An 11,958-nucleotide genomic window follows, 5' to 3' on the forward strand; every position below is an offset into this window, starting at 1 on the left:
ACCCGGCCCGGCGCGGCGGCGTCCGCGACCACGAGGATCAGGCAGGCGAGCGGACCGGTCGGCAGCGCGATGACCGTGGGGGCACCCGCGGTGGGCGCGTCATACGTCTCGATCAGCGATGCGGCGTCGGGCACGACAGCGGCGAGCACATTCGCGATGTGGGCGTGCCACTCGCTCGCGTCACCGGGCGGGATAAGCGCGGCATACGCGGCGGACCCGGGCGGACGATCGGCGAGCAGGCGGCCGACCTGGTCGGCGCTCGGGGGGACGATGTCGACGTCCGGAAGGACGGGCACCAAGGCGGGAGGCATCCTGCGACCCTATCCACGTCCTGGCCGGCGCGTGGCGGCAACACCGGCGGGCAAAAGCCAGCGCCCCGAACGGCGAACCGTTCGGGGCGCTGAGAAAGTCCGTCGGCCGGCTAGGCCAGGCCCTCGCAATTGGAGATGGCGTCACCGAGGGCGCGCACCTCATCGGGAGTCATTTCGACCACCAAGCGGCCACCCCCCTCGAGGGGCATGCGCAAGACGATGCCGCGTCCCTCCTTGGTGACCTCCAAAGGCCCGTCTCCGGTCCGAGGCTTCATTGCCGCCATGGGTGCTTCCCTTCTAGTGCCCGAAGCGCCGCCCTGAGCGACCTTCGTCGTACGCTGAACCGGGCACCTGCCCAGCCATCTGCCCCATTATCCCTCATACCCGGGCGTGGTCGTGCATCAACGGGCTTATCGGGCCATGTCGCCGAGGCGTCAAGGCGGAGTCGCCGCCCACGGCACATAGGTCAGGAATGCCACGGTCCACCAGGCCATTCCCGCGCAGAGCGCCAGGGCAACCAGCGCCACCCGGCGTCGCCAGTGCGGCACGATCCGCTCCCCCGCGGATGTCCGCATCGCGACGCTCGCGACCAGGGCCGCAGCCGGGAAGTCCAGCAGCAGAAAGCGCCACATGCTGGTGATCGGCCGGACCACTGCCAGCAGATAGAGCGGGTAGGCCAAGGCCCACGCGCGGACCTCCAGAGGCAGCCACTGCCCGTGCCGGCCCGCGACGAGGGCGAGGTAGGCGGCCACGATCCCGACGATCAGGGCCACCCCGAAGACGCCGCGCGCCTCCCACGCCCAGGCCAGCCACAAGACGAAGGGCCCGTTCTGCGGCTCCTGCCCCCAGGCCTTCTGCACGTCGAAGAAGGCACTCGGCCGGCCCGTCAGCATGCCGACCGTCGCGGGCCAGGCCAGGGCCGAGACCGCGACCGAGACGGTCAGGACGATCAGCGCGCATCGGTCGCCGGCGAACAGCCGAGTCCCGGAGCGGCGCTCGTCTCGAGCCCGGGCCACGAGGTGGACGAGGATCGCCAACCCCAGCGCCGGCGCGACGGCTCGGGTATAGCCGAGGCCGAGGAGGGTCAGCGCGGCCAGCCAGTAGGAACGGCGCATGACCAGAAACAGGGTCCCGGCGATCACCACCAGAGCGAGAGCCTCGCTGTAGGGAATGAGCAGCACGCCGGTCGCGGGATAGAAGCACCACAAGCACGCGGCCACCAGGGCGAGCCGGTCACGATGGGCCTGCGGCGCGGCATGGGTGGCGAGGCCGAAGATCCGCCAGACGATGAGCGCGCCGAGCAGGCCGAGCGGCAGATTGACCAGCAGTCCTGCCACCGGGAAGGGCAGGCCGATTGCGGTCCCCGCACGGACGAGCAGCGGAAAGGCCGGATAGAACGCCCATGCGCTGTAGGTGATGATCCCGGTCTGCGGGTCGACCGGGAGTGGCACGGGATAGCCGCCCTCGGCGATCCGGCGATACCACTGGGCATCCCACAGGCCGAAGAGATCGGCGACGGTCGGGTTCAGGTGGCCGACGCCGGCCGGATTCTGCACCCAGGTGGCAGCCGCCCACATCGCCGCCAGCGCGAGCAGCCGGGTCAGGACATAGACCAGCACGATGGTCTTGACCGGCCGGGCCAGTGCCCGGGCGACGAGGGCGTCGCGGCCCGCGGTCCCCCTCAGCCGGCCGGGCTCGCCAGCAGCGCGTCCAGGGTCCGGCCGAAGAGCCATTGCCCCGCCGTCGCCGATGCCGGGCCGGTCAGGCGCGGCAGCGGGTCCACCCGGGGGCCGAGTTCCTCCGTCCACGTGACGCGCGCCCCCTCTCCGTCCGGCTCGATCGCGATCTGCGCCCACCCGCGCAGCCATGCCCCAATCTTGACGATGGCAACGACTGCCTCGTCACCATCGGCGGTAGGCGGTTGCCACTTCGTGACGATCATGTGATCCCAGAGCGTCGCCGGACCCAATCCCGTGCCGGCGGCAAACCGCCATCCGACGGTGGGCGTCCCGGGATCGAGACGCATTCGAGTGGCCGGGACAACGTCGCCGTGCGCGGCGAAGTCGGTGACCGCCGCCCACGCATCCGTGACCGACCGGCCCGTATGCCGTTGCACCCGAAAGGTGGTCACCCCACCTCCCCAGCGGGTCGGGTGGGCGGCGCGCCAGGCGAGACCCGCGGTAACGTCATGGTCGGCACCTCGCCGGCTTCGTAGGCGGCCAGGCGGCCGCGCAGGGCGTCGAGGACATCGTCGACCTGGTCCATTCGGTAGCCGCGCAGGGCGGTGTCGAAGTGGATCGCGTCGACATCGGCCGCCCGCTCGATGCGGTCGGCGCCCACGTCGTGCTCGGTGTGCACGGGCGGGGGAAGCGCGTCATACGTCAGCCGGCCGGTGATCAGCAGTGCGAAGCCCGCGGCGATGAGCACCGCGACCACGGTGAAGAAGACCCAGATCAACTCACATCGCCTCCGACGAGGTAGTGGTATCGGCCGGCTCGGCCGGGCCGTGCCGGGCACCTTGGACCACCAGGTCGACGGCTTCTTGCGGATCGTCGACGAGGTGGATCAGGGACAGATCGCCTTCGCCGATGGTCCCACGCGTCAGGGCCGAATCACGCAGCCAGTCCAGCAGACCGCCCCAGTAGCTGCTGCCGAGCAGGACGATCGGGAAAGAGGTCACCTTGCGAGTCTGGACGAGCGTGAGCGCCTCGAACATCTCATCGAGGGTGCCCATCCCACCGGGCAGGACGACGAAGCCCTCGGCATATTTGACGAACATCGTCTTTCGCACGAAGAAGTAACGGAAGTTCACGCCGAGGTCGACAAATTCGTTCAGGCCGGTCTCGAAGGGCAACTCGATGCCCAAGCCGACGGACAGACCGCCGGCGCGTAGCGCACCCTTGTTCGCGGCCTCCATCGCCCCGGGGCCACCGCCGGTGATGCAGGCGAAGCCGGCCCGGGCGATGGCCGCGCCGACGGCTTCACCGAGGGCGTAGTCGGGGTGGTCGCGGGGGGTGCGGGCCGACCCGAAGACGGAGATCGCCGGACCGACTTCGGCCAGGCCGCCGAATCCCTCGACGAACTCGCTCTGGATGCGCAGCACGCGCCAGGGATCGGTGTGCACCCAGTCGGTGCGTCCGTCGCCGTCGAGTAGGCGCTGATCGGTGGTGCTCTTGGGCACTTGGGAGCGGCGTAACTGGACCGGGCCGCGCTGGTAGACGTTCTCGGGCGAGGGCCGCCCGCTCACTGCAGCCATCGGACGAGCGCCTCTTCGCAGGTCAGGTACTGCGCGGTGGGGCAGCGCTCGTCGTCCATGTGCGCGAGGTTGGGATCGCCGGGGCCGAAGTTGACCGCGGGCACCCCCATCGCCGAGAAGCGGGCGACATCGGTCCAGCCCTGCTTGGCCTCGACCGGCAGGTCGAGTGCGGCGACGAAGGCCTGCGCGGCCGGCAGGTGCAGCCCGGGGCGCGCCCCCCCGGCGTTGTCGACGACGGTGATCTCGAAGCCGTCGAAGACCTGGCGTACGTGCGCCTCGGCCTGCGCCGGCGAGACCGACGGGGCATAGCGATAGTTGACCGTGACCACGCACCGGTCGGGGATGACATTGGTCGCGGTGCCGCCGCTGATCAGGACCGCATTGAGGGCCTCGCGATAGTCGAGCCCGTCGACGGAGCGCGTGGCGGGCTCGTAGTCCGTCAGCCGCCGCAGGATCTCACCGGCATCGTGAATCGCATTGTGGCCCTTCCATGGCCGTGCCGAATGGGCGGCGATGCCCTTGGTGGTGATCTCGGCGCGCAGCGTCCCTTTGCAGCCGCCCTCGACGGCGGCATCGGTCGGCTCCAGGAGCACGGCGAAATCGGCGTCCGTGATCAACTCCGGCCGCTGCCTTTCGATCAGACCGAGGCCATTGAAGGCGCTGTCGATCTCCTCGGCCTCGTAGAAGACGAGGGTCAGGTCGCGCGTGGGCTCGTGAATGGTCGCGGCCACCCGCAGCATGACGGCCACGCCACCCTTCATATCCACGGTGCCGCGCCCGCGCAAGATCTCCTGACCGGCCTCGCTCACTCGGACGGTCGGCAGATTGGACGGGTCCATCGTCAACGGCACGGTGTCGATATGGCCGGCGAGCACGACTCGTTCGGCGCGGCCGAGGTGGGTGCGGGCGACGAGGCTGTTGCCGATGCGGGTGACCGTGAGGTGGGGCAGGGGGCGCAGGGCAGCCTCGATGAGGTCGGCCAGCGCGGCTTCGCCCAGGCTGACCGACTCGATATCGCAGACGGCGGCAGTCAGGGTGACAACATCCGTCGCCAGGTCCAAAGTGGGCATGACCGAACGATAACGGCGGCTGGTGACAACCGGTTGTCGGCACGCCAACCTAGGATGGCGCCCCATGACGCAGACATCGCCCACGCGCCCCGCCTGGGGTTTCGGACTGGCGACCGAGACCGACGATGGCCAGGTGCTGGACGCCTGGTTCCCCAGCCCCGCCCTGGGCGAGCATGACGACTCCGCGCCGGTCCCACCGCAGTTGCTGGCGCTGGAGCGCCGCGACGAGGCGCGCGGCGTCCGCGTTCACCACGTGGGCGTGAGCATCGATCTCGATACGGCCCCCGCCGGCGCCCTCGATGCCTATCTCCGCCTCCACCTGCTCTCTCACCGGCTGGTTGCCCCCAACACCATCAATCTCGACGGGATCTTCGGCGCCCTGCCCAATGTCGTGTGGACCAATCACGGGCCCTGTGCCGTGGACGGCTTCGAGACGACCCGGGCGCGGCTGATGGCACGCGGACCGGTCCAGGTCTTCGGCGTGGACAAGTTCCCGCGAATGGTCGACTACGTCGTGCCGACGGGCGTGCGCATCGCGGACGCGGATCGCGTCCGGCTCGGTGCCCATCTCGCGGCTGGGACGACCGTCATGCACGAGGGCTTCGTCAACTTCAACGCTGGCACGCTCGGCACCTCCATGGTCGAGGGCCGGATCAGCCAGGGGGTCGTCGTCGGCGACGGCTCCGACATCGGCGGCGGAGCCTCGACGATGGGCACCCTCTCCGGCGGTGGCACCGAACGCGTGCGGATCGGGCAGCGTTGCCTGCTGGGGGCCGAGTCGGGCCTCGGCATCGCCCTCGGCGACGACTGCGTTGTCGAGGCCGGGCTCTACCTGACCGCCGGCACCAAGGTCACCCTCCCGGACGGAACGGTCGCGAGGGCTCGGGAGTTGTCCGGACAGAGCAGCCTGTTGTTCTTGCGCAACTCCGTGACGGGTGCGGTCGAGGCCCGGCCGCGTGACGGTCACGGGATCGTGCTGAACTCTGCGCTGCACGCCAACTGACCCGACGACGTCCTCCCGATCCTGGCCGGCAACGGCACGCGGTCGGCACGTAGTCCCTGCCTTCAGCCCGGAGATTCCACAGATGTCCCGCCCGCCCGACGCCGCGACGCCGGACCCGCGCGTTGCCGCGGCATTCCGTCGGCGCCGCATCGGTGTCGGGGTGGCGCTGGTGGTTTTCCTCGGGGGCTTGGGCGCGGCCGGGGTCACGGGCTGGCGCTGGTACACCGCGCCCACCTGCCAGGCCACGGCGTCTGGGAGCACCTTCGCCTTCAGTCCGGAGCAGACGCAGAATGCCGCCACCATCGCCGCGGTGGCCATCAAACGCGGGCTGGCGGCGCGAGCGATCACCATCGCCTTGGCTACCGCTTTGCAGGAGTCCGACCTGCGCAATATCGACTATGGCGACCGCGACTCGGTCGGCCTGTTCCAGCAGCGACCGTCCCAGGGCTGGGGCAGCGCCGAGCAGATCTTGGACCCGGTGTATTCCGCGGGCGCCTTCTACGATGAGTTGATCAAGGTCGACAACTACGCCGAGCGGCCGATCACCGAGGTCGCCCAAGCCGTGCAGCGCAGTGCCTATCCGAGCGCGTATGCCGATCACGAGCAGCAGGGTCGAGCCCTCGCCTCCACGTTGGCTGGGCACTCCCCCGCCGGCCTCGCCTGCCGGCTCGCCGATCCGGCGACGCCCGGCGACGCCCGCGCCCTGAGCGCCGATCTTCGGGCTCAGCTCGGTGAGGTCGCCACGACGCAGGAGGCGGACGGCGGGACGCGGGTGATCGTCCATACGAGCTCGTCGACGCGGGCCTGGACGGTCGCCGAGTGGGCCATGGCTCAAGCCGACGGCCGCGGCATCACGACGATCGACGTCGCCGACCGCCGCTGGACGCGTGGCTCCGGCCGGGGCGCGCTGACCTGGGCGAGTACGTCGGCCGAGGCATCTGGGACCACGGTCGTTATCACCATTGATTGACGGCCGCCCCGGCCGCTGGCCTTAGCGGTCGGTCATCGCGATGTAGTCTCGGGCCGCCTCGCCGATGTAGACCTGACGCGGGCGGCCGATCTTGGTCGCCGGGTCGTTGATCATCTCGCGCCACTGGGCGATCCAGCCGGGCAGGCGGCCCAAGGCGAACAGGACCGTGAACATGCGCGTCGGGAAGCCCATGGCCTTGTAGATCAGGCCGGTGTAGAAGTCGACATTGGGATACAGCCGGCGCTCGACGAAGTAGTCGTCGGCTAGGGCGATCTCTTCGAGGCGCTTGGCGATGTCGAGCAGGGGGTCGTCGGCGCCGAGCTTGCCGAGGATCTCATCCGCCGTCGCCTTGATGATCGACGCGCGCGGGTCGTAGTTCTTGTAGACCCGGTGGCCGAAGCCCATCAGCCGCTGGTTGGTCTCCTTGTTCTTGATCTTCGTCATGAAGGCCTGCGGGTCCTCACCAGAAGAGTGCAGCGCGCCCAGCATCTCCAGCACCTGCTGGTTGGCACCGCCGTGCAGCGGACCGAAGAGGGCATTGATGCCCGCCGAGATCGACGCGAACATATTGGCCTGCGAGGACCCAACCAGGCGCACCGTCGACGTCGAGCAGTTCTGCTCGTGATCGGCGTGCAGGAGCAGGAGCAGGTCCAGGCCCTTGACGACGACCGGATCCAGCTCATAGGGCTCCGCGGGGAAACCGAAGGTCATCCGCAGGAAATTCTCGGTCACCGAGAGCGAGTTGTCCGGGTAGAGGAAGGGCTGGCCGACGCTCTTCTTATAGGCATAGGCCGCGATCGTGGGCAGCTTGGCGAGCAACCGGAAGGTGGAGATCTCGACTTGGTCGGGGTCGAAGGGGTCAAGGCTGTCCTGATAGAAGGTCGACAGCGCCGACACCGCGGAGGACAGGACCGGCATCGGGTGGGCGTCGCGGGGGAAGCCGTTGAAGAAGAGCTTGAGGTCTTCGTGCAACAACGTATGCCGGCGCACCTTGGCGTCGAAGGCGGCAAACTCTTGCGCGGTGGGCAGCTTGCCGTAGATCAGCAGATAGGTGGTCTCGAGGAAGTTGGAGTGCTCGGCGAGCTGCTCGATCGGGTAGCCGCGATAGCGCAAGATCCCCTTGTCGCCGTCGATGAAGGTGATGGCGCTCGAACACGAGGCGGTATTGACGAAGCCGGTGTCGAGGGTGACATCGCCGGTCTCCTTGAGCAGGGCCGAGATGTCGAGTCCGTCATTGCCCTCGGTCGCCGGCACGCCGCGCAACGTGAGCTGCTTGTCTCCGACGGTCAGGGTGCCACTGCGTGCTTCGCCATCAGCCATGGCGCGACGCTACCGCACAGTGGACGCGGCAGGTGGGGAGGTCCTGCTCCTACAGATGCTCAGGATGCCCCCTGATCATCGATGGGGTAGAGCGCATCTCGATGACCATATGATGCGCTTATGTCATAATGATGCATGCGAACGACCTTGAGCATCGACGATGAGGTCTTCACGGCCGCGCGAGTTATCGCCGCTGACGAAGGCCGGACGATTGGCAGCGTCATCTCTGAGTTGGCGCGCCGATCGCTCAGTCCGACGCGCCTGACCGTCGCCGCGGACGGGTTTCCCGTCTTCGAAGCCCCGGCAAATCTGACGCCGCTCACCCACGATGTCGTCGCCAGAGCCCTGGATGAGGAATGACCGCAGGCCTACCGGACGTAAACGTGCTGCTGGCGCTTATGTGGCCGCAGCACATCGGTCACCTCGCGGCGCGTGCCTGGTTGCGCGGTCATGCTGCTACTGGCTGGGCGACCACACCGATCACCGAATCGGGATTCGTCCGGCTGTCATGCAATCGCGCAGTGGTGCAAGCACCGACTGATCCGCCGGGAGCACTTGCCGCTCTCGCCCAGTTGACGGCCGTGGGCAACCACCGGTTCGTTGCGGACGAGGTCGTGGGTGTCCTGGCCCCGCAGTTCGTGTCGCATGTCCGGGGCCATCGACACGTAACCGACGCGCATTTGCTCAGCATCTGCGCTCAGGCCGGTCTGACGATGGTGACTTTCGACCGGGGTATGACGTCGCTCGCCCCTCGGAACTCCGCCTTGATCCACGTCCTTGATACCTGAGGGATCTCAGGCGGACAGGCGGGCCGCCGCTTCCGCGATGTGCGCGTCGGTCGCCGTCAAGGCGATGCGCACGTGGCGGGCCCCGGCCGCGCCATAGAAGGCGCCCGGGGCGGCCAAGACGCCAAGGTCGGCCAGCCGGCCGATGGTGATCCAGCAGTCCTCGTCGGCGCTCGCCCACAGATAGAGCCCGGCCTCGGAGTCGTCGACGCGCAGCCCGTATGCCGCCACCCCCGCCAGCAGCGTCGCGCGGCGCGCGGCATACCGGGCCTTTTGCTCCACGACGTGGGTCTCGTCGGCCAGGGCGGCGATCATCGCGCGCTGCACCGGCCAGGGCATCATCATCCCGGCGTGCTTGCGCACCTCGAGCAGTTCGCGGATCAGCACCGGATCCCCGGCCGCGAAGGCTGCGCGGTAGCCCGCGAGATTCGACTGCTTGGACAGGGAGTACACGCAGAGCAGCCCCTCATGGGAGCCGCCGGTGACGCGGGGGTCGAGGATCGACGGCGTGGTCGGGGGCTCGCCGTGGGCGGCCGGCTCGCGCGGGCGCCAGTCGAGCTCGGCATAGCACTCGTCGGAGGCGACGATCACCCCGTGCCGCCGCGCCCAGTCCACGACCTTCGCCAGGTGCTCGATGCCCAGCACCTTGCCGGTGGGATTGCTCGGGCTGTTGAGCCACAACAGTTTTGGCGTGGTCGAACGCGTCAAGGGGCCGAGCGCGGTGAGCGAGTCCACCGGCACGGGCGTTGCACCGGCGAGGCGGGCGCCCACGTCATACGTCGGGTAGGCGGCTCGCGGGAAGGCGACGATATCGCCGGAGCCAAGACCGAGCAGGGTGGGCAGCCAGGCGACCAGTTCCTTGGACCCGATGGTGGGCAGAACGCCGTCGGGGTCGAGCCCCTCGACGCCGCGGCGAGCGGCGAACCAGGTCGCGACGGCCTCGCGCAGGTCGGGCGTGCCATAGGTCTGGGGGTAGCCGGGGGCGTCGGCGGCGGCGCGCAGGGCGTCTTGGACGACCTGGGGAGTCGGGTCGACGGGGGTGCCGATGGAGAGGTCGATCAGGCCCCCGGCGTGCGAACTCGCCCGCGCCTTGTAGGGCGCGAGCGAGTCCCAGGGAAAGTCGGGCAGTGAGCGCATGCCCTATTCGGCTTGCTCCTGCGGGGGCAGCGCCATGATCAGCGGGTGATCCTTGTTGATCAGGCCGAGCTTGGCGGCGCCGCCCGGGCTGCCGAGGTCGTCGAAGAACTCGACATTGGCCTTGTAGTAGTCGGCCCACTGCTCGGGCACGTCGTCCTCGTAATAGATCGCCTCGACCGGGCAGACCGGCTCACACGCGCCGCAGTCGACGCACTCGTCGGGGTGGATGTAGAGCATCCGATCGCCCTCGTAGATGCAATCGACCGGACACTCCTCGATGCAGGCCTTGTCCTTGAGGTCCACGCACGGCTGGGCAATCACATACGTCATGCCAGGCATTCTATGGGGGGCCCGCAGGCATACGCTGCCCGGATGACTGTTGTGCCGCGATCCGAGACCATCGCCACCGAAGCGGGCGCCATGCCGGCGCACGTGTGGCTGCCGCCAGCCGGGCACGGGCCGGGCATCGTGCTCTTCCAGGAGATCTTCGGGATCAGCCCGTATGTCGAGCGGCGGGCCGCCGATCTGGCCGCGCTCGGCTATGTCGTCGTGGCACCTGAGTTCTACTGGCGCCTCGGGGCGTCCGGCGTGGCCAATGGGCCGGACATGCTCACCGAGGGGTTGGCGCTCGTGCAGCGCTTCGATTGGGAGGCCGGGGTGCGGGACGGGGCGACGGCATACGGCTGGCTGCGCGAGCGGCCGGAGGTGACCGGAGCGGTGGGGCTGGTGGGCTTCTGCTTCGGCGGGGGCTTGGCCTTCAATGTGGCGGCGATCACCGACCCGGCGTTGCTGGTCAGCTATTACGGCTCGGCCCTGCCGGGCCTGCTGGATCTGGCGCCGCAGGTGAGTGCGCCGAGCCTGCATCATTTCGGGCAGGCCGACAGCTATATCGACGGCGACGCGGTGGCGCGGATCCGCGCGGCGGTCGACGGGCCGGAGGTCGAGTTCTACACCTACCACGAGGCCGACCACGCCTTCGACAATGCCGACTTCGTCAGCTATCACCCGCAGGCGTCGACGATCGCCTGGGGGATGACCGAGAAGTTCTTGCGAAAGCACTTGCCCGCGTGAGGGATTCGGGGCCGGTCGCTGCGAGGGACGAGGTGCGGGCGGTGGTTCGTTTCCGGATCGAGCCGGCGCCGCCGCCCGGCGAGCCGTACCTGACCGATGCGGTCGGCAAGGTTATCGTCAACGGCCCGGACGAGATCGTCTTAGCGACGCGTCGTGGGCGGGTCGCGATCCCCCGGCGCCTCGTGGTCGCCACCAGGATCGTCCCGCCGGCGCCGCCGAGACGGGGCGTGGTCGGTGGTGAGTTGGCTCCGCTGGAGCTGCATCGGGAGGTAGCCGACTCGTGGCCGCCGATGGAGCGCACGCAACTGGGCGACTGGATCCTGCGGGCGTCCCGCGGCTTCACCTCGCGCGGGAATTCCGTTGTCCCGGTTGGTGATCCGGGCCTGCCGTTGAATGCAGCGCTGGATGCTGTCGAACGCTGGTATGCCGATCGCGGACTCCCGGCCAACCTCACCCTGGCCGATCCGCGGCCGTCTACCGATGCGGCCGGTGTGCTCACGGTCGATGTGTCACGCGATCCCGTCGGCGCGCTGCTCATCGACCGCGGGTATGCCGTGTCCGACCCGAGCCTGTTCTTGACTGCCACGCCACAGGTCGTGACGCGATCCTTGGCCGGGCCGGCTCCGGCCGGACGCGGGGCGGTCGGCGGCGTGATCGTGCAGACGGACGATGCCCTGACCGATGCGTGGCTGGCCTGCTACGAGAGCTATCGCAGCACCGACGCCGAAGCCGCACGAGCGATCATGACCGGCTCCCCCGCTCAGGTCTTCGCCACGGCCCTCGTGGACGGGCGGCCGGTGGGTGTGGGCCGGCTCGGGATGAGCGGCTCATGGGGCGGGCTGGCCGCGATGTGGGTGGACCCGGCATACCGGCGCAGCGGAGTGGCCCAGGCGATGGTCGGTGAACTCGTCGCTGCCGCAACCGATCTCGGCGCGCAACGCCTGCACCTGCAGGTATGGGCGCACAACGAGCCCGCTCTCGCGCTCTATCGTCGCCTCGGCTTCCGCGTCCACCACGCCTATGTCAACGCCACCG

General features: G+C 69.2%; 16 protein-coding genes. 6 read left to right on the top strand and 10 right to left on the bottom strand.

The window, feature by feature from the left end:
* The 7 genes from PKH97_RS07780 to dapE form a co-directional block, all read right to left on the bottom strand.
* Window positions 1-311: hypothetical protein (locus PKH97_RS07780; protein ID WP_324386838.1), on the bottom strand; the 311-nt coding region annotated here is incomplete at its 3' end.
* A 110-nt stretch (window positions 312-421) separates the two neighbouring features.
* Window positions 422-595, bottom strand: a complete 174-nt coding sequence (locus PKH97_RS07785; protein WP_324386839.1) for a DUF3117 domain-containing protein — start codon at window positions 593-595, stop codon at window positions 422-424.
* Between the two features lie 150 nt (window positions 596-745).
* Window positions 746-2,044, bottom strand: a complete 1,299-nt coding sequence (locus tag PKH97_RS07790; RefSeq protein ID WP_324386840.1) for a hypothetical protein — start codon at window positions 2,042-2,044, stop codon at window positions 746-748.
* Entirely contained in the window at window positions 1,993-2,442 is a 450-nt protein-coding gene (locus PKH97_RS07795) for an SRPBCC family protein (RefSeq protein ID WP_324386841.1), read from the bottom strand. The genes PKH97_RS07790 and PKH97_RS07795 overlap by 52 nt, the downstream gene beginning before the upstream one ends.
* Complete coding sequence (locus PKH97_RS07800; RefSeq protein WP_324386842.1) at window positions 2,439-2,768, bottom strand: DivIVA domain-containing protein; 330 nt, start codon at window positions 2,766-2,768, stop codon at window positions 2,439-2,441. Before PKH97_RS07800 ends, PKH97_RS07795 begins: the two co-directional genes overlap by 4 nt.
* Before the next feature lies 1 nt (window position 2,769).
* Window positions 2,770-3,558 (bottom strand): TIGR00730 family Rossman fold protein, encoded by a 789-nt coding sequence (locus PKH97_RS07805; RefSeq protein ID WP_324386843.1) that lies wholly within the window; start codon window positions 3,556-3,558, stop codon window positions 2,770-2,772.
* The gene (gene dapE / locus PKH97_RS07810; RefSeq protein WP_324386844.1) at window positions 3,555-4,637 is read right to left on the bottom strand and encodes a succinyl-diaminopimelate desuccinylase; all 1,083 of its coding nucleotides are present in this window, start codon (window positions 4,635-4,637) and stop codon (window positions 3,555-3,557) included. Before dapE ends, PKH97_RS07805 begins: the two co-directional genes overlap by 4 nt.
* Window positions 4,638-4,701: 64 nt before the next feature.
* On the opposite strand from dapE, the gene dapD reads away from it, so the two are divergent.
* Window positions 4,702-5,640, top strand: a complete 939-nt coding sequence (gene dapD / locus PKH97_RS07815) for a 2,3,4,5-tetrahydropyridine-2,6-dicarboxylate N-succinyltransferase (protein ID WP_324386845.1) — start codon at window positions 4,702-4,704, stop codon at window positions 5,638-5,640.
* An 82-nt stretch (window positions 5,641-5,722) separates the two neighbouring features.
* Window positions 5,723-6,610: a hypothetical protein gene (locus PKH97_RS07820; RefSeq protein ID WP_324386846.1), complete on the top strand. Its 888-nt coding sequence runs from the start codon at window positions 5,723-5,725 to the stop codon at window positions 6,608-6,610.
* Window positions 6,611-6,631: 21 nt separating this feature from the next.
* On the opposite strand, the gene PKH97_RS07825 is transcribed toward PKH97_RS07820, so the two are convergent.
* The gene (locus tag PKH97_RS07825; RefSeq protein ID WP_324386847.1) at window positions 6,632-7,930 is read right to left on the bottom strand and encodes a citrate synthase; all 1,299 of its coding nucleotides are present in this window, start codon (window positions 7,928-7,930) and stop codon (window positions 6,632-6,634) included.
* A 135-nt stretch (window positions 7,931-8,065) separates the two neighbouring features.
* Here PKH97_RS07825 and PKH97_RS07830 point away from each other — a divergent pair, with 135 nt between their 5' ends.
* The gene (locus PKH97_RS07830) at window positions 8,066-8,290 is read left to right on the top strand and encodes an antitoxin (protein WP_324386848.1); all 225 of its coding nucleotides are present in this window, start codon (window positions 8,066-8,068) and stop codon (window positions 8,288-8,290) included.
* On the top strand, window positions 8,287-8,718 hold the full coding sequence (locus PKH97_RS07835) for a TA system VapC family ribonuclease toxin (protein ID WP_324386849.1): 432 nt from the start codon (window positions 8,287-8,289) through the stop codon (window positions 8,716-8,718). Before PKH97_RS07830 ends, PKH97_RS07835 begins: the two co-directional genes overlap by 4 nt.
* A 6-nt stretch (window positions 8,719-8,724) precedes the next feature.
* Here PKH97_RS07835 and dapC read toward each other — a convergent pair whose 3' ends face one another.
* Window positions 8,725-9,852 carry a succinyldiaminopimelate transaminase gene (gene dapC / locus PKH97_RS07840; RefSeq protein ID WP_324386850.1) on the bottom strand — a complete coding sequence of 376 codons (1,128 nt, stop codon included), beginning with the start codon at window positions 9,850-9,852 and terminating at the stop codon, window positions 8,725-8,727.
* A gap of 3 nt (window positions 9,853-9,855) precedes the next feature.
* Window positions 9,856-10,182 (bottom strand): ferredoxin, encoded by a 327-nt coding sequence (gene fdxA / locus PKH97_RS07845; RefSeq protein WP_324386851.1) that lies wholly within the window; start codon window positions 10,180-10,182, stop codon window positions 9,856-9,858.
* A gap of 42 nt (window positions 10,183-10,224) precedes the next feature.
* Here fdxA and PKH97_RS07850 point away from each other — a divergent pair, with 42 nt between their 5' ends.
* Together PKH97_RS07850 and PKH97_RS07855 are read left to right on the top strand one after the other, a co-directional pair.
* The gene (locus PKH97_RS07850; RefSeq protein ID WP_324386852.1) at window positions 10,225-10,923 is read left to right on the top strand and encodes a dienelactone hydrolase family protein; all 699 of its coding nucleotides are present in this window, start codon (window positions 10,225-10,227) and stop codon (window positions 10,921-10,923) included.
* A 41-nt stretch (window positions 10,924-10,964) separates the two neighbouring features.
* A partial coding sequence (locus PKH97_RS07855) for a GNAT family N-acetyltransferase (protein ID WP_324386853.1) occupies window positions 10,965-11,958 on the top strand: 994 nt, incomplete at its 3' end.

The organism is Nostocoides sp., from assembly GCF_035343835.1.
GTDB lineage: Bacteria > Actinomycetota > Actinomycetes > Actinomycetales > Dermatophilaceae > Nostocoides_A > Nostocoides_A vanveenii.

Bases quoted from the DNA above. Each gene is read 5' to 3' on its own strand.
- dapD (WP_324386845.1), top strand. From the start codon at position 4,702: ATGACGCAGACATCGCCCACGCGCCCCGCCTGGGGTTTCGGACTGGCG.
- dapE (WP_324386844.1), bottom strand. From the start codon at position 4,637: ATGCCCACTTTGGACCTGGCGACGGATGTTGTCACCCTGACTGCCGCC.
- PKH97_RS07830 (WP_324386848.1), top strand. From the start codon at position 8,066: ATGCGAACGACCTTGAGCATCGACGATGAGGTCTTCACGGCCGCGCGA.
- PKH97_RS07835 (WP_324386849.1), top strand. From the start codon at position 8,287: ATGACCGCAGGCCTACCGGACGTAAACGTGCTGCTGGCGCTTATGTGG.
- PKH97_RS07825 (WP_324386847.1), bottom strand. From the start codon at position 7,930: ATGGCTGATGGCGAAGCACGCAGTGGCACCCTGACCGTCGGAGACAAG.
- PKH97_RS07785 (WP_324386839.1), bottom strand. From the start codon at position 595: ATGGCGGCAATGAAGCCTCGGACCGGAGACGGGCCTTTGGAGGTCACC.
- PKH97_RS07790 (WP_324386840.1), bottom strand. From the start codon at position 2,044: ATGGCTCTTCGGCCGGACCCTGGACGCGCTGCTGGCGAGCCCGGCCGG.
- fdxA (WP_324386851.1), bottom strand. From the start codon at position 10,182: ATGACGTATGTGATTGCCCAGCCGTGCGTGGACCTCAAGGACAAGGCC.
- PKH97_RS07820 (WP_324386846.1), top strand. From the start codon at position 5,723: ATGTCCCGCCCGCCCGACGCCGCGACGCCGGACCCGCGCGTTGCCGCG.
- dapC (WP_324386850.1), bottom strand. From the start codon at position 9,852: ATGCGCTCACTGCCCGACTTTCCCTGGGACTCGCTCGCGCCCTACAAG.
- PKH97_RS07850 (WP_324386852.1), top strand. From the start codon at position 10,225: ATGACTGTTGTGCCGCGATCCGAGACCATCGCCACCGAAGCGGGCGCC.